Raw genomic sequence first — 19,961 nt, 5'->3', positions numbered from 1 at the left:
CCCCCTTTTGCAGAGAGAGCAATCATGGAAACTAAAGAAAACACCGTTACCCTGGAAACCCCGGTTATGCGCGGCGAGCAGGCAATTAATACCGTTGAGGTGATTAAGCCCAATTCCGGCGCGCTGCGCGGCACCCGCCTGGCCGACCTTGCAGGCTCGGACGTGGACGCGCTGATTACCGTGCTGCCGCGCATTACGCTGCCCGCCCTGACAAAAGCGGAATGCCTGAATCTCGATCCGGCCGACCTGATTGCCCTGGCCGGTAAGGTGATCGGTTTTTTGTCGCCGAAGTCGGACGCGTAAGCTGGCCCAAAGCGCTGACCGTTAACGACCTGATGGCGGACATAGCGACGGTGTTTCACTGGCCGCCGTCTGAAATGTACGCCATGCCGCTGGCCGAGCTTATCGACTGGCGGCACAAGGCCATCATTCGCAGCGGAGTAAAAACCGATGAATAACCTCAAGTTGCAGGTGCTGCTGAAGGCGGTGGATCAGGCGACGCGCCCTTTTAAGGCCATCCAGAACCAGACCAAGGCGCTGGCGGGCGGCATCCGCGACGCGCAAAGCAGCCTGAAGGAACTGGACGCGCAGGCGGCGAAGATTGACGGCTTTCGCAAATCAAGCGCACAGCTGGCGGTCACGCAGCAGAGCCTGAAGGACGCGAAGGCGGAAGCGGCCGCGCTGGCCGTGGCCTTTAAAAATACCGAAAATCCCACCACGGCGCAGGCCCGCGCGCTGGAAAAAGCCCGGCAGGCGGCCAGCGCGCTGCAGACCAAAAGCAACAGCCTGCGCCTGTCGGTGCAGCAGCAGCGCGAGGCGCTGAACGCCGCCGGGATCTCCACCAAAAGCCTCGGCAGCGAGCAGCAGCGGCTGAAAACCGCCGCCGCCCAGGCAACCGTCAGCCTGAGCCGTCAGAAAATGGAGCTGCAGCGCCTGAGTCAGCAGCAGGAGCGGCTGAACCAGACCGGCGAGCGCTACCGCAAAGGCCAGGAATTGTCGGCGAAAATGCGCAACGTCGGCGCGGCCGGTGTCGGCGCCGCCACGGTCGGCGCGGTCGCGGCCTCTTCCGTGCTGCGTCCCGGCTACGACTTCGCGCTGGCGAACTCCACGCTGCAGGCGACGCTCGGCCTTGATAAAAACTCCGCCGACTTTCAGTCACTGCGCACCCAGGCGCGCAGCATCGGCGACAACACGGCGGCTTCGGCCAACGACGCCGCGCAGGCGCAAATCGTTATCGCCAAATCGGGCGCGAACGTTGACGACATTAAGGCGGCCACGCCGGTTACGCTGAATATGTCGCTGGCAAATAACCGCACGATGGAGGAAAGCGCCGAGCTTTTAATGAGCACTAAAAATGCCTTTGGGCTGGCTAACAGCGAGGTCGCGCACCTGGGCGACGTGATATCCGCGACGCTCAACAGAACCGCGACCAAATTCGACGACCTGAGCGACGCCATGCCCTACGTCGCATCGGTGGCTAAAAATGCGAAGGTAAGCGCCGAGCAGACGGCGGCCATGATTGGCGCTCTGGCAAATAACGGCACTACCGGCAGCATGGCCGGTACAGGCATTCGTGCCATGCTGCTGCGCGTGCAGGGGCCGACCGGCGAGGCGTTCAAGGCAATAAAAGAGCTGGGCGTAAAGACCGCCGACGGCAAGGGCAACCTGCGGCCGTTTTTCGCCATCCTGAAGGAGATGCAAAAGTCCTTTGATAAAAACAGGCTCGGCGATACCCAGCAGGCGGAATACCTGAAGACCATCTTCGGCGAGGAGGCCGCGTCGGCAGCCGTCACGCTGATGAAATCCGCCGCCAGCGGTGAGCTGGACAAACTGACGAAAACCTTTCAGGGATCGGACGGCAGCACGGCGAAGCTGGTCAACGTGCAGCAGGACAACCTCGGCGGCGATCTTAAAGAACTGCAGTCTGCCAAAGAGGCTATCGGCACCGACCTGTTTGACGGCCTTGATAAGACCCTGCGCTCGCTGACAAAGCAGACCACAAAGTTTTTGCTGAACGTGGACGGCTGGATCCAGAAAAACCCGGTACTGGCCGGAGGAATTACCAAAGCCGCCACGGCCGGACTGATTTTTGTGGGCGCGCTGGGGGCAATCGGCCTGGTTGCCTGGCCGGTAATTACCGGGATTAACATGCTTATTGCTGGCGCGGGGCTGCTTGGATCGGTGTTCAGCGTGGTAGGCGGAGCCATTACAACCGCGCTGGGCGCCATCACGCTGCCGGTCGCGCTTGTGGTGGCCGCCGTCGTCGCCGGGGCGCTGCTGATCCGTAAATACTGGCAGCCGATTAAGGCGTTTATTGCGGGCGTGGCCGAGGGCTTTAAGGCCGCAGCGGGGCCAATAAGCGACGCCTTTTCGCCGCTGAAGCCCGTCTTTGACTGGGTAACGGAAAAAATTAAGGCCGCATGGAACTGGTTTAAAAAGCTGCTGGAGCCGGTGAAGTCCACGCAGGCGGAGCTGAAAAACGCCGGGGACATGGGCAAGAAGTTTGGCAACGCGCTGGCCGAGGGGCTGAAGATACCCGGCAAGGCGCTCGACCAGCTTACAAACGGCATCACCTGGATGCTGGAAAAGCTGCACCTTATCGACAGCAAGTCCGACGACCTGAAGGACAAGGTGCCGGGAGGCGATCCGAACAATCCAAAGGATAAACACGACCCGGTCGCGCCGAACGGCCTGCCGTGGAGCCTGGCCGATACCGGCCCGGCCTATAAGCCGGTAACGTCCCCGGCGGCGGGCAGCTACAGCGACCAGAGCCAGAACAACTATCAGTACGATATCCACATGCATCCGGGTATGACCAAAGACGATGCGCTGGCGCTGATGGCGCAGCATCAGGCCCGTGAGCAACGCAACCGCCAGGCGCAGCAGCGCAGCAAAATGGGATGGGAATAACATGATGATGATTTACGGGCTGCTGCCGTTTATGCGCCAGACGCTGCCCTATTCGGACATGCAGCAGAATATCGACTACCGCTGGCCCACTAACAGCCGTGTCGGGCAGCGGGCGTCGGCGCAGTTCCTCGGCGTGGGCGATGAAAAAATCACCCTGACCGGCGAACTGCGCCCGGAGGTGACTGGCGGCGCTGTCTCGCTGCTGAGCTTTAAGCTGCTGGCCGACGAGGGCCGGGCGTGGCCGCTGATTGGCGGCAACGGCACTATTTACGGGATGTACGTCACGGAGAACTTTTCCGCCTCGCACAGCGAGTTTTTAAGCAACGGCAGCGCGCTGAAAATCACCTTTACGCTGAGCCTGAAGCGCGTGGACGAGTCGTTAACGTCGATGTTTGGCGACCTGAAAAAGCAGGCCGACGGGCTGATAAGCGGCGCGGGCAGCCTGCCGGGCCAGGTCACGTTCGTTATCAGCCAGGCGAAAACCGCCGCCGCAGCCGTGGGCGGGCTGCTGTCATGAGTATCAGCAGCATGGCAATACAGGCGGGTGCGCAGATGGCCCCGGACTTTATGCTGTCGGTAAACTCTAAGGACGTCACGGCTAATATCCGCGACCGGCTTATCTTGCTGACGCTGACCGACAACCGGGGCTTTGAGGCCGACCAGCTCGACCTTGAGCTGGACGACGCCGACGGGCTGCTGGCGATGCCGGTGCGCGGCGCGGTGATTAAGCTGTTTCTCGGCTGGAAGGGCCAGGCGCTGGTCGGCAAGGGGGAATTCACGGTTGACGAGGTGGAGCACCACGGCGCGCCGGACACCATGACGATCCGTGCGCGCAGCGCAGATTTTCGCGGGACGCTTAACTCGCGGCGCGAGGTGTCTTATCACGACACCACCCTGGGCGACGTGGTGAAGCAGGTAGCGGAGCGCAACAAGCTGAAGGCGGCGCTGGCCGCAGGTTTCGCCACGCAGGCGGTGAGCCATATCGACCAGACGCAGGAAACCGACGCGGCCTTCCTGACGCGGCTTGCCACGCTTTACGGCGCGGTGGCCGCTGTGAAAGCAGGAAAGCTGCTGTTCCTGCGTCCGGGCAGCGGCGTGACGGCCAGCGGCAAACCGATCCCGCAGCTGAACATTACGCGACAGGACGGCGACCGACACAGCTTCAGCATTGCCGACCGGGGCGCGTATACCGGCGTGTCGGCCAGCTGGCTGCACACCAGAGATCCGAAGCCGAAGAAGGTAAAGGTGAAGCGCAAGCCGAAGGAAAAGCACCTGCGCGCGCTGGAGCATCCGGCGGCCAGAAAGAAAAAGGCCACCGCCACCAAAACCCCGGAGGCAAAGGAGGGCGACTATCTGGCCGGCACGGAAGACAACGTGTTTACGCTGACCACGGTTTACGCCACAAAGGCCGCCGCGATGCGCGCCGCAAAGGCAAAATGGGACAAGCTCCAGCGCGGCGTCGCCGAGTTTTCGCTGACGCTGGCAATGGGCCGGGCGGATCTCTTTCCGGAAACGCCGGTAAGGGTAAGCGGGTTCAAGGCGGTGATCGACGCGCAGCCGTGGCTAATCAGCAAGGTGACGCACAGCCTGAGCGGCAGCGGCTACACGACGGCGCTTGAGTTTGAGGTGCTGCTATCGCAAGTGGAATATGAAGCAGAAAGCGAAGAGTAAATTAGATTATTGCGAAATAAATTGTATTTTAAGTTGATTTAGTCTAATAAAGGTTGTCCCGATAAGGAGAGCCGATAAATGATGCATTGCCCGCTTTGCCAGACAGCTGCCCATGCCAAAAGCAGCCGCTACATTTCCAAAGAAACAAAAGAGCGCTACCACCAGTGCCAGAACATCAATTGCAGCTGCACTTTCAAAACGCACGAAAGCATAGCGGGAATGATCGTTTCTCCTGGGCAAGTTAGTAGAGTGCCAATTTTTACTCACAACGAGCAGCAACCTTCGTTGCTTCACTGATACGACCCGCGAAAGCGGGTTTTTTTCATCTGAAGAAAAGTAATTCAGTTTCTTAGGTAGTTAAAAAAAGGGAGGGACAAGAGCCAAAAAGAAAAGGCGAGGGGACGAAAAAGGGACATCGCCCCATAAGAACAAAAAAGCCACTCCTTGCGAAGTGGCTTAACTGCATGATTTTCATCACTAAATCTGGTGGCCCCTGCTGGACTTGAACCAGCGACCAAGCGATTATGAGTCGCCTGCTCTAACCACTGAGCTAAGGGGCCTGTGGCGCGGGATTATAAAGTAACTTGCGGATGCAATCCAGCTATCCACCACTGTTTGTCTGTTTTTTAGGCATCAGGTTAAATGTAGAAATGATTGAATAACAAACTATTATCCTGCCACCTGCCACCTGCCACCTGCCACCTGCCACCTGCCACCTGCCACCTGCCGCCTGCCGCCTGCCGCCTGCCGCCTGCCGCCTGCCGCCTGCCGCCAGCATCCAGCATCCTGCGCCTGGCCATTCCATTCTCTTCTCTGAATCGGGTTGTTTTTGGTTCAGCATCCTGGCTAATCTGTTCTTTATCCTGTCCGGCAAGCCGTCAACAAAAGCGCGGGCCGTTATGTTCATCCCTTACAGAGACTGACCGTGGCCGATAATCTTTCCTCATCTGAACGCCGTCGGCTAAAAATGGCGGCCTTAATAACCCGGCTGGCGCCAGGCAATGGTTACACCCAATCGGCTTTGGAAGAAGTGCGGCTGCTGCGTTCTGATGTGCCGCTGGAGAGAACGCCGGTGCTGTATGAGCCTTCCATCGTTATCGTCTGCCAGGGACGCAAGCGGGGTTTCCTGGGCGACAACGTTTATATCTACGATGCTCAGCAGTTTCTGGTGGTGGCCGTGCCGTTGCCTTTTATCAGCCAGACAGAGGCCTCAAAGGAAGAACCGATGCTGGCCGTGGCGCTGCGCCTGGATTTACAGGTGCTCGCGGATTTGCTGGTTACGCTGCAACTGCCCTTTGCGGCGGAGGTGGAGCCGGTAAGTATGCTGTCCACGCCGCTTGATGAGCGTCTGGGAGACAGCGTGTTACGCCTGCTTGAAGCGTTGCAGTCGCCGCAGGAGACTCAGGTTCTTGCGCCAGGGCTGCTGCGTGAAATTTACTATCGCGTACTGGTCAGCGAGCAGGGCGCTGCGCTGCGGGCCGCATTAACGAATCAGGGATACTTTGCGCAAATCGCGCGCGCGTTACAGATAATGCAAACCCGCTATCAGCAGCATATGGAAGTAGCCGACCTGGCACGTGAAGTGGGAATGAGCAGCGCGAATTTCCATGCGCGATTTAAGGCCGTCACGCAAAGTTCGCCAATGCAGTATCTCAAGTCTTTGCGCCTGCATCAGGCCAGGCTGTTAATGGTGCGACAGGGATTTTCTGCCGTCGCGGCTTCGGCAGAGACGGGCTATGAAAGCCCGTCGCAGTTCAGCCGGGAGTTTAAGCGCTTTTTTGGCCGAAGCCCGCAGCAGGAGGCGCAGTATATGCAGGAAATATTACGGCTGGCGCCGGCTTGTAGCCTGGCCGGGTCATATCAGTAAGGACTGGCGGTAGGGCGGATCACCAGCTCGCTGACATCCACTTCATCAGGCTGAGCAATAACCCAGGCGATAGCACGGGCGACAGCGTCGGCATCAAGCGCCACGCGCCGAAACGTTTTCATCGCCTCACGAGCGGATGCGTCACTGATCGTCTCCGCCAGTTCAGACGTCACCACGCCAGGGGAAACAACCGTCACCCGTAATTTATCCGTTTCCTGCCGCAGTCCGTCGGAGATCGCCCGTACGGCGAATTTCGTCGCGCAATAAACCGCAGCGGTAGGGGAAACGCTCAAACCGCCAATGGAAGAAATATTGATAATATGGCCGTGCTGCTGCTGTTCCATTACCGGTTGGGCCGCGGCGATGCCGTGCAGGACGCCACGGATATTCACGTCGATCATCTGATTCCACTCATCCACCTTGCGCGCCGACAGGGGCGAAAGCGGCATCACGCCAGCGTTATTAATCATGACGTCCAGCCCGCCAAAATGCTGCTGCGCCGCAGCGACAAAAGCTTCAACTTGTTCCGGGCGGGTAACGTCCAGCGCCATTGAATGCGCTTCGCCGCCTGCCTCGCGGATCTCCTCGACCAGCGCCGTCAGGCGATCCACACGTCGGGCGCCCAGCATGACGCGAGCGCCTTTAGCGGCCAGCAAGCGAGCGGTTGCTTCGCCAATACCGCTGCTGGCACCAGTAATAGCAACGATTTTATTTTTCAGTTCAGACACGGAAACCTCCAATAAGAGAACGGCTGAACGGCATCTCCGTCAGCAGTCATCAGCGTAAGCGGGTTGCCGCGCAGGAAAAATAGCCGTGGCTCTTTAAAGCTTGCCCGATCCTCTGAAACTACGCGTCCGCCGGAATAAAAGGCGGATGGTAAATGGCGGTGCTCCAGTGGCGGCTGCTGGCATGCTTCTCGGCCAGCCAGCCCTGTTTACGCAGCTGTCGGGCGATCAGTTTATTCATAATGCCGTGCCCGGCCAGCAGCACGTTGCCGCGTGCCGACAGCGCAATCAGCTTGGCGGCTGCCTGCTGCGCCCGCTGTTCCGCCTGCTGATAAGACTCCACCGTTCCGGCATAGCCACCCAGCCACATCAGGCGCAATGCCAACAGCCAGAAGCCAGGAGGAAGATGGGGATAGCCCAGCCGCATCACGGGCAGGGAAACCTCGCTGAACAGCGGATCGATGTCAGCCGCTTCCAGCCCCAGCTTCTCCAGCGAGGAGCGTGCGCGGGGCAGCGGGCTGGCCACAATATAGTCCGCCGTGGCGGCAACCTGGCGGCATCTGTCCGGCGGCATATCCTCTACCTGCGACATATCGTACGCCTCGCACCACGCTGCCATAGCCAGCGCGGGCAGAGGACCGCCCTGAGGATGATCGGGTTTACCATGGCGCATCAGGATAATAGTCATCGGTTTCCTCAAAGGTAACGTTAAGAACGGCAGCGCGCTGAGAAACCCGGGCCTGCCGATCGTTAACCTGTCATCCGACTGCAATCTGCCAGCGATAGAGTGCAGCCGCTGATGCCAGCGCGAAAAAGCGCAATAATTGTACTTAAGTAAACGCTTTGCATGGTTTTTTGGCAAAAAGCCGCATGCATAAATTTTCACGTAAATTAACTTTATGATTTAAAACAAATTATATCATCTGTTTTTTTAATGAATGTGAAGAAAGGCTAATTTGTTTCGTCAGGTGGCTTGATTTATCTACGCGCGTAGATACAATGGCGGCGCGTTGAAAATTCACGGTGACGAGGCTTGTTTGTCCAGTGAAGGTCAAATTTACTTTACGTTTTAAACGACTGATACCTTAAATCAGCGGACGCAAAGTAAACAAAACGAAGTCCAACACCAGGGAACCCGTTACTGACCTTTAATCATGGCTCAGCAAAAGCACGTCCTCACTGGCGGATCGCCCACGTAGCAGGTAGCCAGGGAAGGCGATACAGACCTCCTCATATCAGGGAATTTTTCATGTTGACACAAAGCACCCGGCAGGACGCTGTTTCCGCAGCGGATGCGCGTCTGACCACGCCGGAAGGGCGTAAGGATTTCTGGCGGGCGACCTTCTCCTGCTGGCTCGGTACCGCGATGGAATATGCGGACTTCGCGCTTTACGGCCTGGCGGCCGGCATCATTTTCGGCGACGTATTCTTCCCCAACGCTACGCCCACCATGGCGCTGCTGTCGAGCTTTGCCACCTGGTCAGTCGGCTTTATTGCCCGTCCCATCGGCGCACTCTTTTTTGGCTGGCTGGGCGATCGCAAAGGCCGCAAGATAGTGATGGTCACCACCATCATCCTGATGGGCCTCTCTACCACCCTTATTGGTCTTATTCCCGGCTATGCCACTATCGGCTTCTGGGCGCCGGTCTGCCTGGTGATTTTACGCTTTACCCAGGGGTTTGGCGCCGGGGCGGAACTCTCCGGCGGCACGGTGATGCTGGGAGAATATGCGCCAGCCAAAAAGCGTGGTCTGGTCTCCTCGATTATCGCGCTGGGATCGAACAGCGGTACGCTGATCGCTTCGCTGGTCTGGCTGGCCGTGGTGCAGATGGATCAGGCGCAGCTGCAGGCGTGGGGCTGGCGCATTCCCTTTCTGTGCAGCTCGCTGATTGCGCTGCTGGCGCTGTGGATCCGTCGTCACCTGAAAGAAACGCCGGTGTTCGAGCGTAAAAACGCAGAGATGCAGGCGGCACGCGAAGGCAAGCTGGTGATGTATCAGCCCGCCGCCGACCGCAGTTTCTGGCAGCGCAGCCGCTCGTTTCTGGTGATGCTGGGCCTGCGCATCGGCGAAAACGGCCCCTCCTATCTGGCGCAGGGCTTTATGATCGGCTACGTGGTGAAGGTGCTGGCGGTGGATAAATCGGTGGCGACCTCGGCGGTATTTATCGCCTCGCTGCTGGGATTCCTGATTATTCCTTTTGCGGGCTGGCTCTCTGACCGGTTTGGTCGCCGTATTGTCTACCGCTGGTTTTGCCTGCTGCTGATCCTCTACGCTTTTCCGGCTTTTATGCTGCTGGACTCCCGCGAACCGGCTGTCGTGATGGCGGTGATCGTCACGGGCATGGGATTAGCCTCGCTGGGGATTTACGGCGTGCAGGCGGCCTGGGGTGTAGAGCTGTTTGGCGTAAAACACCGCTACACTAAAATGGCGACCGCCAAAGAGCTGGGGTCTATCCTCTCCGGCGGCACGGCACCGCTGGTTGCGGCGGCGCTGCTATCCTGGACCGGCCACTGGTGGGCGATCGCCAGCTATTTTGCCGTGATGGCGGCTATCGGATTTCTGACCACCTTTGTGGCGCCGGAAACCCGGGGTCGCGATCTTAACGCGCCGGAAGATGCCATCTGATATAACGCGGGCGGGTTGCGCCGCCCGTCAGGAAAAAGAGGTGCCACGTTGGCGAGACAAAGTTCTGAGAGGGCGACGCGTGCCGATGTAGCCAGAGAAGCCGGTACCTCCGTTGCGGTGGTCAGCTATGTGATCAATAACGGGCCGAGGCCGGTGGCGGAAGCGACCCGGCTGCGCGTGCTGGAGGCGGTGCGGAAAACCGGCTATCGCCCTAACAGCCTGGCCAGAGCGCTGGCGCTGGGCACGACCAAAACCTACGGGCTGGTGGTGCCGGATATCGGCAACGCGTTTATCGCCTCTTTCGCGCACGCCCTGCAACAGGAAGCGTTGAGCAACGGCATGGTGATGCTGCTGGGCGACGCGGGCAACAGCCGCCAGCGCGAGCTGGAGCTGATCAACAATCTGCTCAGCCAGCAGGTTGACGGCCTGTTTTACAACAGCGTCGATCGTCATCCCTATATCGATATTATCCAGGCCAGCGGTACGCCGCTGGTGATGCTCGATCGCGTCGATCCGGCGCTGAACGTCAATATTCTCCGCGTGGACGAGCGCGAGGCGGCACATCAGGTCACCACGCATTTGCTCAGCCACGGCTACCAGCAGGTTGGCATAATCAGCGGCCCGCCGGAGATGTATAACGCGCAGGATCGTCTGGCAGGCTGGCGACAGGCGTTGGCGGATTTCGGCATCCCGGCACGGCCCGAGTGGATTTTCCCGGCAGCCTACACGCGCGAGGGCGGCTACCTGGCAACAAAGAAAATGCTGCGCGGCGGCGCGCTTCCCCGTGCGCTGTTTGCCTCTAACGAGCTACAGGCTATCGGCTGCGTGCGGGCGCTGGCAGAGCAGCGACTCCGCGTGCCGCAGGATATGGCGCTGGTCTGTTTTAACGGGACGGAGCAGTCGGCTTTTCATGTGCCTTCCCTGACGACGGTACGCCAGCCGGTGGATGCGATGGCGAAAAAAGCGCTGGCGATGCTGGCCGCGCCGCAAAGCGAGGTGCAGCTAAGCGATTTTTCACACCAGCTGCAGATTGGAGAATCCTGCGGCTGTGGCCCTGTTTCCGCTGCGGTGCAGAACTAATGAAAAGAGTAATAATCGACTGCGATCCGGGCAACGGCGTGGTCGGCGCGAACGTGGACGATGGCCTGGCGCTGGCTTTGGCGATCGGCTCGCCCGGCATCTCGCTGGAGATGATCACTATCGTGGCGGGCAATACGCCGAGCCAGACGGGTTTTAACGTGGCAAAGGCGCTGTTAGCCAGGCTTGAGCTGGACGTGCCGGTCTATAAAGGCGCCGACAGGGCGTTAGCGGAGCCGCCGCAACCCTGGCGCGAGGCGCTGGATAACCGCGTCTGGCATACGCAGCTGGCGCACTTTTGGCAGAATGTTCGTCCGCCCCGCGCTTATCAGGCGCCGGACGAAGAGGCCGCCGATGCGATGGGACGGCTGATTTGCGCTAATCCCGGCAAAATCACGCTGGTGGCGATTGGGCCGCTGACCAACGTCGCGCTGGCGCTGGAGCGCTATCCGCAAATGGCGGAAGCCGTGCAGGAAATCGCCATTATGGGCGGCGTGTTTGCGCTGGACGACTTTATCAAAGACACCAATTTTGGTCTGGATCCTGAAGCGGCGCGACGGGTGCTGACCTGCGGCGCCTGTATTACGCTGGTGCCGATGGACGTCACTACCCGCACGATGCTGACCCATGTCGATCTGCAACGGATAACCGCGCCTGATACGCCGCTGGCGAGATTCATTGGTGAAACGCTGCGGCCCTGGCTCGACTATTCCATGCAAACCCGCAGGCTGCCGGGCTGCTGGATCCATGATGCGCTGGTGATGGCATGGCTGATCGATCAGCGCGTCGCCACGGCGGCGGATTATTATGTCGATGTAGAGCTGCGGCCGGGCATGACGCGTGGAAAATCCTGGCGCTATCGTCTGCCGCTACGGGTCGATACGGCCGTGGGCGAGCTGACCGGCGGGCTGGCGCACGTGCTGCAAACGGTGGATAACGCCAGGCTGCTGGCGATGCTGGAGCAGGCGTTGGCAGGGTAGGGGCGTTCAGGCCGCCCCTCTGTGCGCCAGGAAATCGGCCACGGAAACCACGCGGCTCAGTTCTTCCTGGGTGCGGGCATCGTTCTCTATCTCCCAGATATCAAGGCTGTTCTGAATGTTTAACCAGAACGCGATACTGGTATCAAAGACGGCGGCAAGCCTGAACGCCATATCGGGCGTCAGCTTACGGTTGTTATTCACCAGCGCGCTGACTGAATTGCGATGTACGTTGAGCATCTCTGCTAAATCATTGATTTTCAGATCTAAAGGCTCCAGGTACTCGTACAGCAAAATATCTCCGACGCTGGTGGGTTTGCGTGTAGCCTGTTTCATTAGTTTCTCCAAATCAACGTTGCGCTAACGGTATGTTTTATAACGATGTGGATCCAGATACAGATCGACCGCTTTGCCATCGAGCCACTTAAATATAAGTCTGTACCGTTCGTTAACCCGCAGCGAAGAGTAGCCTTTTAGCGGCGGCCTCAATTCTTCATATCTGTTGCCCGGCGGCGATCGTAAGTCTTTACAGGTGACGGCTGCATTAATCATATCCAGTTTGCGCGCCAGGGCTGACTGAATATCAGCCGGGATAAGACGGTGCGACTTGTTATACAGGAAAAAATCCTCCAACCATTTGTCCCGAAAACTGTCGATATTTCTCAGCATTTTTGCCACCTCCGTGTGACGCCTGGCCAATACTTTATTGCACAACTGCACTGTGCGCAAGTGCAGATGTGCCTGACGCAAACGGCGCGCGCTAGCTTTTTGCCCGCTGCCAGCGTAGCGCGTCAATCAGCAGCAGCAACAGCAGGCTGACGCCCATCACCGGCAGGCTGACCGCCAGCGTCGCGATGCAGACCAGCAGCAAAAAACGCGCGCTCAGGCCGAGTCGGCGCCAGTGATAGATCAGCGTTTCCGCCGGATGGCAGCCCCGGGCAGCGGCAGGGCGCCGCAGCCACCACAGACGATAGCCGAGCACAATCATTATGCAGAGTCCCAGCCCAAACGCTGCCAGCATCAGCTGGTTCGGCAGGCCAAACAGTACGCCCATATGTGCATCCACGCCCCAGCGGGTCAGTTTTGCCAGCAGGCCGAACTGCGCAAAGGTCACTTTGTCCATCACGCGAAAGCTGGCCGGATCCACCGCGACGCTGTCCACCTTCGTCGGCCAGCGGCGGTCGATCTCGCTGACGATCCAGGCTTTGTCGGCTTTCGTGGTCGGCCGGATTTCTATTTTCTCTGCCCGGATCCCCGCAGCGCGCGCGGCCTGCACCACGCCGTCAAACTGCGCTGGCGTCATCGCCACGGCGGCCGCTTTCGGCATGGCCATGCCCGGCATGTCGTGATGCGCGGATGAAGTCATATGGTGTCCGGCGTGTTCGTCCATCGGGCTGGGTTTATCGGGCAGCAGCGAGGTATTGACGGCAGGCGTCATCCAGCCGAAATGGGCGCGCAGAGCGGAAATATTATCGCCCGCCCAGCGCGACCAGGTCAGGCCGGTGGCGGAGAAGAACAGCAGACCGAGCAGCAGGATCACGCCCAGCGTGCTGTGCCAGTAGCGCTGACGCAGGATCGGCTGACCGCGTCCTTTGGCGCGCTGCTTTGGTCGACCGGCAGCCCACAGCAGCACGCCGCCAAGCGCTGCGACCCACAGCCAGCTGGCGGCCAGCTCGCTGTAGTTTCTGCCGAGGTCGCCCAGCAGCAGATTTCGATGCAGATAGTCCAGCCAGGTGCGCAGCGGCAGCACGCCGCTGGTGCCGTAAACCGGCAGCATGCCGCGGATCTCCAGCGTGGCGGGATCGACAAAAACGGCCGTGCTTTCAGAAGGGCCGGAAGTCGGCGTGGTGAACATCACGCGCGTGGTCTCGCCCGGCGCAGGCGCGGGACGCACGGCGGCGATCGGCAGATCGGCACCGACAAAATCCTGCGCCACGCGCACCTGGTCGGCGAGTGGCCTGGCCGGTTCCGCGTTATCGGTAAACAGCTGGTGGCTATAGAGCGCATTTTCCAGCTGCGGCGTCAGCACATAGATCGTGCCGGTCAGGGCGGCGATAAAAATAAAAGGCGCGATAAACAGCCCGATATAAAAATGCAGGCGACGCAGCAGCGGCAGCAGCGCGCCGTGAGTGGTGGCGGCGCGCAAAGGCTGCGCCAGGCTTTTTTCTGACATAGGAATTCCATCCGCCTGAATCCAGGCATAAGCAGGTGACTGTCGCAAAAGCGACGCTTTTTTAGCGGGACGGCTTAGCGGCGCGGCGGCGCGCGGGGATGGAAAAAGTGGGGAACGAAGCGGGCGACAACGGGCCTGAACAGCGGCAGCGCGGGCAGTCTGGCAGCCTGCAGCGACGACCAGAGCGGCGGCAGCCGGGTAAGATCGAGCGGCAGATGGGCCAGCAGCACGCAGTAACCGCAGGCGCTGTCGTCCATTACAGAAAGGGGAGGTCCGCCTTTGGCGCGACCGTTATCTTCCGCTACTGTGGCGCTCTCGCCAGGCATCGCGGACGCGTCGTCGTGTGCCATCCCGGCGTGGCCGATCATGGCGGCATCGGCCATCATCGCCTCATCCATCGCCATGCCCGGCATCATTATGCTGTGCCACGCAGGCGACGCCACCAGCGATTTAGAAATCACCGGCGCGATAAACAGCAGCATGACGGCAAGCAGGCCAAGCCAGGCGGCAAGGCAACTACGCCGCATTTTAATCAGCGAAAGGTTTGGCATATCCTCAACGGCAACGGCGCCAGCGAATAAACGGTGGCCAGTGTAGCAAATTCACTCACCTCTGTTGTGAAAAGGTTGCTTACAACCTGAATTAAAGGCTGACAACTGCTTCGGCCTTTAGCAACTTCTTACATGCTATAAACAAATAGTTAACATTTGCGCCGCCTTCCCTGGCGGATTTTGCCGTCTGCAAGACAGGAACTTCATATGCTTGACTGGACTTCTACCCAGCGCAACGTGGCCTTCGCCAGTTTTGCCAGCTGGATGCTGGATGCGTTTGACTTTTTTATTCTGGTTTTCGTGCTGAGCGATATCGCGGCGAATTTTCACGTTGGGGTGGCGGAAGTGTCGCTGGCGATCATGCTGACGCTGGCGGTGCGGCCGATCGGCGCGCTGCTGTTTGGCCGTCTGGCAGAAACCTATGGCCGCCGCCCGATCCTGATGAGCAATATCCTGCTTTTCTCGCTGTTTGAGCTGCTCTCCGCCTGGTCGCCTACGCTTACCACCTTCCTGATTTTGCGCGTGATTTACGGCATTGCGATGGGCGGCGTCTGGGGCGTGGCCTCGTCGCTGGCGATGGAAACCATTCCCGATCGTTCCCGAGGGCTGATGTCCGGCATTTTTCAGGCGGGCTATCCGGCAGGCTATCTGCTGGCCTCGATTATTTTTGGGCTTTGCTATGCGTCTGTCGGCTGGCGCGGCATGTTCCTGATTGGCGCGATGCCGGTGCTGCTGCTGCCGTTTATCTGGTTTAAGGTGCCGGAATCGCCGGTCTGGCTGGCCGCCAGAGCGCAGAAAGAGAGCGTGGCGCTGCTGCCGGTGGTGCGTAAGCACTGGAAGCTGTGCCTCTATCTGGTCGGGCTGATGGCCTGCTTTAACTTTTTCAGCCACGGCACGCAGGATCTCTATCCAACCTTCCTGAAGGTGCAGCACGGCTTCGACCCGCATACCGTCAGCCTGATCGCCATTGCCTACAATATTGCCGCGATGATGGGCGGCGTCTTTTTCGGCTCGCTGTCGGAGAAAATCGGCCGCAAGAAGGCGATCATTATCGCCGCGCTGCTGGCGCTGCCGGTGTTGCCGCTGTGGGCTTTTTCCAGCGGATCGTTCACCATCGGGCTGGGCGCGTTTCTGATGCAGTTTATGGTACAGGGCGCGTGGGGCGTGGTGCCGACCTGGCTGACTGAACTGGTGCCGGCCAATACGCGAGCGATACTGCCGGGCTTCGTTTACCAGCTGGGGAATCTGATAGCGTCGGTCAATGCCACGCTCCAGTCCGGCATTGCCGAAGCGCACGGCAATAATTACGGCCTGGCGATGGCGATAGTGGCCGGAACGGTGGCGGTATTGATTGCGGTTATCGTCGCCTTTGGCAGGGAAACGCAGGGCAAAGTCATCACCCGCCAGGAAAACTAAAACGGCTTCAGCCCGGCGGCTGGCAGACGTCTACCCAGGTGGCGTCGGTCAGCTCCGCCAGCAGCTGGGGAGAAATACGCACCGCGCTGTAGATGGAGCCTGCCGCGGGCAGCACTTCGTCATACTGCCGCAGCGACACATCGCACAGCACCTGAAGCGGCGTTTCCAGGCCGAAAGGGCAGACGCCGCCGACGGGATGGCCCGTCCAGCTCACCACCTCATCGGTGCTGAGCATCCGCGCCTTCGCGCCCAGCACCGCTTTCAGCTTGCGGTTATCCAGTCTTAAATCACCACAGGTCACGATCAATATCACCCTGTCTTTTACCTTCAGCGACAGCGTTTTGGCTATCTGCCCCGGCTTGACGTAGTGGGCACGCGCCGCCTGCGCCACCGTGGCGGTACTCTCCGCCAGCTCAATAATGCCGATATCGGGCGCGCGCTCGGCAAAGAACTGCCGTACAGACTCCAGGCTCATGCTCCAGCTCCTTAACGTTCGGGGCGATAAAGCTGCCACAGAGCGGCCCGGCTGTAAACGGGCAGGAAAAAATTGAGACCTTTCGGGGCGGGAAGGGCGGTCAGACGGGCTTGAGCGTGCAGTTGCCGCAGCGCTCTACGTCAGGCAAACGATAGCGCTGGCAGCAGGTGCGGCGCTGCATCTCGCCGTCTCGCGGCAGCATGGTGCGGTAAAAAGGATTGTCGGCGCCATCGGCGAGCGAGCGCGAGAAGAAAAATGCGTGCTCCAGCTCGGCGCGCAGGCTCTCGCCCAGCAACGGCGCCAGCTCGCCCAGGAACCAGTGCACCGCGAAGCCGGTATTGCTCCAGATCAGCTTGCCGTTGATATCGCCGTGCCGTTCAATTCCGTTTACGATCGGGATCAGGCAGCGCTGGATCAGGCGATCCATCCGGCGACGCGGGCTGAGGTAGCGCGCCTCTTCATCTTCCTGCACGTCGATCCAGAAGGCGGCGGGGCGGCCGGTTTCATGAAACTCAACGTGAATATGTTCCGGCGAGCAGTCCAGCGCGCGGTTTTCCAGCAGCAGCGCCATCATCAGCGGCGGCAGGAGCAGACCCAGATACCACTGCGCCCAGAGCGATTGCAGCGGTTTGTTTTCCCTTTCCTGGTCGCCGTGAGCGCGATAAATAAAATCGCCGTAGCGCGCGTTGAGCCGGGCGAACGCCTCCGGCTGCGACCACTGCTCCAGCGTTAAACAGCCGGCAGGCGCCGCTTCGTTCAGCCTGATTGTCTCCAGAAAGTAAGCGCGATGCTCGCTGAACAGCGCACGTAGCGAACCGGCCAGCGGGCGATGGCTCTGGAGAAAGATAAGCGGAGAAACCGCTGAATCTGGGGCCTGACGACGAAGTGTGCTCATGGGTTATCCGGCATCAATCTAAGTGGGAAAACAAATGATAATCGTTCTTGATTGTATCTGAGGCCTGGCGGACAAACAAGCGCCATTTTTTCCGTCGCCCGGACGCCAAAAAGCACGGTATTTTCTGAATAAAGTAATTTGCATTAATGTCGCAGGCGGGAAAAAATCGTGCGGTAACGATTCCGCAAGTTTTGTCCGGCCATTAATTTGATTTTAGGCTGGCCGGATACAGAAAATAATTACTCAGTATATGAATAATAAAAACTCGTAGCGGAATTTACCTTAAAGACGCATAAAGGAATTCTGAAAAAAAACGTTTCCGGCAGGTTGGCTCTTTTTAATGAATATAAATCAAATAAGACTGGTGCAGGGGAGGGGATATTAAGGCAAATTTATTTCACCGACCCGAATTGTTCAGGCCGGTGAAAGCATTAAAGCGTGTTAGCAGGTTTGTTCAGATCGTGTTGACTAAGCGCTTCCCAAGAAAGAATAGTATTCCGTCCCCGATTTTTCGCCAGATAGAGCGCGCGATCGGCATTGGCGACCGCGCTGTCAAAATCCTCATCGATTATTGGGGCAAAGCCCGCGCTGAGGGTAACGTGTGTGGCGACGCGCTCGTTAAACAGATGCGGGATCTCCAGCTCGTGCACGTACTGACGAATACGCTCCGACAGCTTCATCGCGATGGCGTCGTTAACGTTGGTCAGCAGCACCAGGAACTCCTCGCCGCCGTAGCGCGCCACGATATCGCGGGAACGCACGGCGTCGCGGATGGCGATTGAAACGCGTGCCAGCGCCTGGTCGCCCATCGCGTGCCCATAGTTATCGTTGTAGGCTTTAAAATGATCGATATCCAGCAGCAGAACAAAATGGTTACCTGCATGATTATCAAATATATTTTTCAGCCGGTTCATCAAGCCCCGCCGGTTATACAGGCCGGTTAACGGGTCGAGCATGCTCAGATCGCTCCAGGCTTCTTTCTCTTCGTAGAGCTGGCTGACCAGGCGTCGGGTAAAGCGATCCCGCCGTCTTTGCAGGATATGGTTCAGCGTAAAGCCCACCAGCGGCAGCAGGATAGTGAAGGCGATAATCGCCGTATTCTGGCCGCGATCCAGCACGACCACCGCCGCCGAAGGCGGCGCGGTATGCAGACAAAATGCCAGCAGATTATCGTTCAACGCAATGGCCGCGATAAAAAAGGCGCAGAACAGGCTGAGCAGCAAAAAACTGTTATCAAAATAGAAAATTAATTCAAATGTCAGGACAATTTGCCAGGCCCAGAGCAGACCGGTGGTTACCGCCGCGATATTTAATAGCGGAAATTTCCCTCTGGGACGCAAAAATGTCCATAACAATAACAGCCCGCTGAGCAAAGCAATAATCAGCGTGGGCGCGCCGGTTTTTTCTTTTCTGCTGTAAATATAAAATAAAGACGCTGCTGTGTTTAAAAAGAGAAATAGCATCAGCGAAAACCGATATTTGCTGTGAAGCAATTCATTATAGCTTTGTAATTTCATTCTTTTCTACTCATGACTGCCTGAATAGCGCACGGCCTGGCCTGAAAAAAGGACCATGCCGGGAAGAGTCTGCTGTTGTTATTATATGGATTTAATAATAGTAAGGCGCCGACAATTTAACACTTAATAACACTGGTGTCATCATCGGGCGTAAAGACACGTCAAGAAATCTTGCTGCAAAATGATAGGAGTTCTTATATGCTATTGGGAATCATTATCATTAGTGGCGCGAGCAAAGCGATGCAGACCGCCGTAAAAGCCGCTTGCGGCACAGGGGGAACAGGCTGGATGGCAGGAAACAAACTGGAAAGTGCCTGGGGAGCGCTGCTTCCTTGCGCGATTATGCCGCTGATTACGTTACTGAATCTCTCTTTCAACCAGTGGCGGCTGGTAATGGTGGCCGCGCTACTGGCGACGGTAGTCATGCTTTATCACAAACGGCTGCGCCACTATCTGCTGCTGCCTTCTTGCCTGGCGCTGGCGGGCGGGATGATAGCGATCTCGGTTAATTTCGGCGCGCTGATAAAATAGCGGCCTGCGATAAAGCCAGCGGTGGAATGACGGTGGGAACGTTGGTATCAGGCATACGCCTGCTGGCGCGGCTGGCCAGCTCGACGGGGAACCTGGCGGCGGGAGCATAGCAATCCGCTGCGGCAAAGCGTTATGCAGCGGCGCGGCGACCTCGTGAACGATAAAGCGTTATGCAGCGGCGCGGCGATCTCGTGAACGATAAAGCATTATGCAGCGGCGAGGCAATCTCGTGAACGATAAAGCGTTATGCCGCAGTCTGGCGATGCCGTAGACGACAAATCCCATGCAGTGACCTGGCGATCCCCTGGAAGATCAAGCCGTGCAGCAGCATGGCGATGTTATAGACGGCAAATTACCGCATAGTCAGCGCGTACGGAAGCATGACGGCGAAGCAGGTATCGGCATCAGAAGCAAAAACAGATATTGAAAGCAGAGAAGGTAAAAACAGAAAAGGGGTAATGCGAGAGGATAAAAGCGCAGAAAAGAGCGTTCAACGTGGTGCGAAGAGAGGGACTTGAACCCTCACGTCCGTAAGAACACTAACACCTGA

General features: G+C 58.5%; 21 protein-coding genes and 1 tRNA gene. 12 read left to right on the top strand and 10 right to left on the bottom strand.

The features are described from left to right. Positions 1-24 precede the first annotated feature (24 nt). The 6 genes from QCD69_RS18670 (at position 25) to QCD69_RS18645 (ending at position 4,878) form a co-directional block, all read left to right on the top strand. Positions 25-303, top strand: a complete 279-nt coding sequence (locus tag QCD69_RS18670; RefSeq protein WP_301253087.1) for a phage tail assembly protein — start codon at positions 25-27, stop codon at positions 301-303. Between the two features lie 32 nt (positions 304-335). Next, positions 336-458: a GpE family phage tail protein gene (locus QCD69_RS18665; protein ID WP_125287881.1), complete on the top strand. Its 123-nt coding sequence runs from the start codon at positions 336-338 to the stop codon at positions 456-458. Next, positions 451-2,910 carry a phage tail tape measure protein gene (locus QCD69_RS18660; RefSeq protein WP_301253085.1) on the top strand — a complete coding sequence of 820 codons (2,460 nt, stop codon included), beginning with the start codon at positions 451-453 and terminating at the stop codon, positions 2,908-2,910. Before QCD69_RS18665 ends, QCD69_RS18660 begins: the two co-directional genes overlap by 8 nt. Position 2,911: 1 nt before the next feature. Continuing rightward, positions 2,912-3,427 (top strand): phage tail protein, encoded by a 516-nt coding sequence (locus QCD69_RS18655; RefSeq protein ID WP_301253084.1) that lies wholly within the window; start codon positions 2,912-2,914, stop codon positions 3,425-3,427. Next, a complete protein-coding gene (locus QCD69_RS18650) occupies positions 3,424-4,581 on the top strand; it encodes a phage late control D family protein (RefSeq protein WP_301253082.1) in 1,158 nt (385 codons plus the stop codon). The genes QCD69_RS18655 and QCD69_RS18650 overlap by 4 nt, the downstream gene beginning before the upstream one ends. A 78-nt stretch (positions 4,582-4,659) precedes the next feature. Next, positions 4,660-4,878: an ogr/Delta-like zinc finger family protein gene (locus QCD69_RS18645; protein WP_301253080.1), complete on the top strand. Its 219-nt coding sequence runs from the start codon at positions 4,660-4,662 to the stop codon at positions 4,876-4,878. 187 nt (positions 4,879-5,065) lie between these two features. Here QCD69_RS18645 and QCD69_RS18640 read toward each other — a convergent pair. Next, positions 5,066-5,141 (bottom strand) — tRNA-Ile (locus QCD69_RS18640). A 407-nt stretch (positions 5,142-5,548) separates the two neighbouring features. On the opposite strand from QCD69_RS18640, the gene QCD69_RS18635 reads away from it, so the two are divergent. Next, positions 5,549-6,448, top strand: coding sequence for an AraC family transcriptional regulator (locus QCD69_RS18635; RefSeq protein WP_301253145.1), 900 nt, complete (start codon positions 5,549-5,551; stop codon positions 6,446-6,448). Here the strand turns inward: QCD69_RS18635 and QCD69_RS18630 are convergent. After that, positions 6,442-7,176, bottom strand: a complete 735-nt coding sequence (locus QCD69_RS18630; RefSeq protein WP_301253077.1) for an SDR family oxidoreductase — start codon at positions 7,174-7,176, stop codon at positions 6,442-6,444. The genes QCD69_RS18635 and QCD69_RS18630 overlap by 7 nt on opposite strands. A gap of 118 nt (positions 7,177-7,294) precedes the next feature. Further along, a complete protein-coding gene (locus tag QCD69_RS18625; protein ID WP_301253075.1) occupies positions 7,295-7,861 on the bottom strand; it encodes a histidine phosphatase family protein in 567 nt (188 codons plus the stop codon). Positions 7,862-8,422: 561 nt separating this feature from the next. Here QCD69_RS18625 and QCD69_RS18620 point away from each other — a divergent pair. Genes QCD69_RS18620 through QCD69_RS18610 form a run of 3 tightly spaced genes read left to right on the top strand, consistent with a single transcriptional unit; the run spans position 8,423 to position 11,856 of the window. After that, positions 8,423-9,799, top strand: coding sequence for an MFS transporter (locus QCD69_RS18620; RefSeq protein ID WP_253455562.1), 1,377 nt, complete (start codon positions 8,423-8,425; stop codon positions 9,797-9,799). 48 nt (positions 9,800-9,847) lie between these two features. Further along, complete coding sequence (locus QCD69_RS18615) at positions 9,848-10,879, top strand: LacI family DNA-binding transcriptional regulator (RefSeq protein ID WP_301253074.1); 1,032 nt, start codon at positions 9,848-9,850, stop codon at positions 10,877-10,879. Then, the gene (locus QCD69_RS18610; protein WP_301253073.1) at positions 10,879-11,856 is read left to right on the top strand and encodes a nucleoside hydrolase; all 978 of its coding nucleotides are present in this window, start codon (positions 10,879-10,881) and stop codon (positions 11,854-11,856) included. Before QCD69_RS18615 ends, QCD69_RS18610 begins: the two co-directional genes overlap by 1 nt. 6 nt (positions 11,857-11,862) lie before the next feature. Here QCD69_RS18610 and QCD69_RS18605 read toward each other — a convergent pair whose 3' ends face one another. The 4 genes from QCD69_RS18605 to QCD69_RS18590 all read right to left on the bottom strand — a co-directional run bounded on the left by QCD69_RS18605 (position 11,863) and on the right by QCD69_RS18590 (position 14,577). Next, the gene (locus tag QCD69_RS18605; RefSeq protein WP_253455553.1) at positions 11,863-12,189 is read right to left on the bottom strand and encodes a HigA family addiction module antitoxin; all 327 of its coding nucleotides are present in this window, start codon (positions 12,187-12,189) and stop codon (positions 11,863-11,865) included. A gap of 24 nt (positions 12,190-12,213) precedes the next feature. Beyond that, positions 12,214-12,522 carry a type II toxin-antitoxin system RelE/ParE family toxin gene (locus QCD69_RS18600; protein ID WP_253455550.1) on the bottom strand — a complete coding sequence of 103 codons (309 nt, stop codon included), beginning with the start codon at positions 12,520-12,522 and terminating at the stop codon, positions 12,214-12,216. Positions 12,523-12,613: 91 nt separating this feature from the next. Beyond that, positions 12,614-14,026, bottom strand: coding sequence for a PepSY-associated TM helix domain-containing protein (locus QCD69_RS18595; RefSeq protein ID WP_301253071.1), 1,413 nt, complete (start codon positions 14,024-14,026; stop codon positions 12,614-12,616). 74 nt (positions 14,027-14,100) lie between these two features. After that, entirely contained in the window at positions 14,101-14,577 is a 477-nt protein-coding gene (locus QCD69_RS18590; RefSeq protein WP_301253070.1) for a DUF2946 domain-containing protein, read from the bottom strand. A 207-nt stretch (positions 14,578-14,784) separates the two neighbouring features. Between QCD69_RS18590 and QCD69_RS18585 the strand changes: the two genes are divergently transcribed. Next, a complete protein-coding gene (locus QCD69_RS18585; protein ID WP_253455542.1) occupies positions 14,785-15,993 on the top strand; it encodes an MFS transporter in 1,209 nt (402 codons plus the stop codon). A 7-nt stretch (positions 15,994-16,000) separates the two neighbouring features. Here the strand turns inward: QCD69_RS18585 and QCD69_RS18580 are convergent, their stop codons facing one another. The 3 genes from QCD69_RS18580 to QCD69_RS18570 form a co-directional block, all read right to left on the bottom strand. Next, positions 16,001-16,468, bottom strand: coding sequence for a YbaK/EbsC family protein (locus QCD69_RS18580; protein ID WP_253455539.1), 468 nt, complete (start codon positions 16,466-16,468; stop codon positions 16,001-16,003). A gap of 100 nt (positions 16,469-16,568) precedes the next feature. Next, complete coding sequence (gene fhuF / locus QCD69_RS18575; RefSeq protein ID WP_301253067.1) at positions 16,569-17,363, bottom strand: siderophore-iron reductase FhuF; 795 nt, start codon at positions 17,361-17,363, stop codon at positions 16,569-16,571. 431 nt (positions 17,364-17,794) lie between these two features. Then, a complete protein-coding gene (locus QCD69_RS18570; RefSeq protein WP_301253066.1) occupies positions 17,795-18,880 on the bottom strand; it encodes a GGDEF domain-containing protein in 1,086 nt (361 codons plus the stop codon). 240 nt (positions 18,881-19,120) lie between these two features. On the opposite strand from QCD69_RS18570, the gene QCD69_RS18565 reads away from it, so the two are divergent. Beyond that, on the top strand, positions 19,121-19,411 hold the full coding sequence (locus QCD69_RS18565; protein ID WP_253461132.1) for a DUF1435 domain-containing protein: 291 nt from the start codon (positions 19,121-19,123) through the stop codon (positions 19,409-19,411). Positions 19,412-19,961: the final 550 nt, after the last annotated feature.

The organism is Erwinia sp. PsM31 (genome assembly GCF_030433775.1).
GTDB lineage: Bacteria > Pseudomonadota > Gammaproteobacteria > Enterobacterales > Enterobacteriaceae > Erwinia > Erwinia aeris.
The sequence above is the reverse complement of the archived record's forward strand: the minus strand, read 5'-3'. Positions and strand labels throughout refer to the sequence as shown.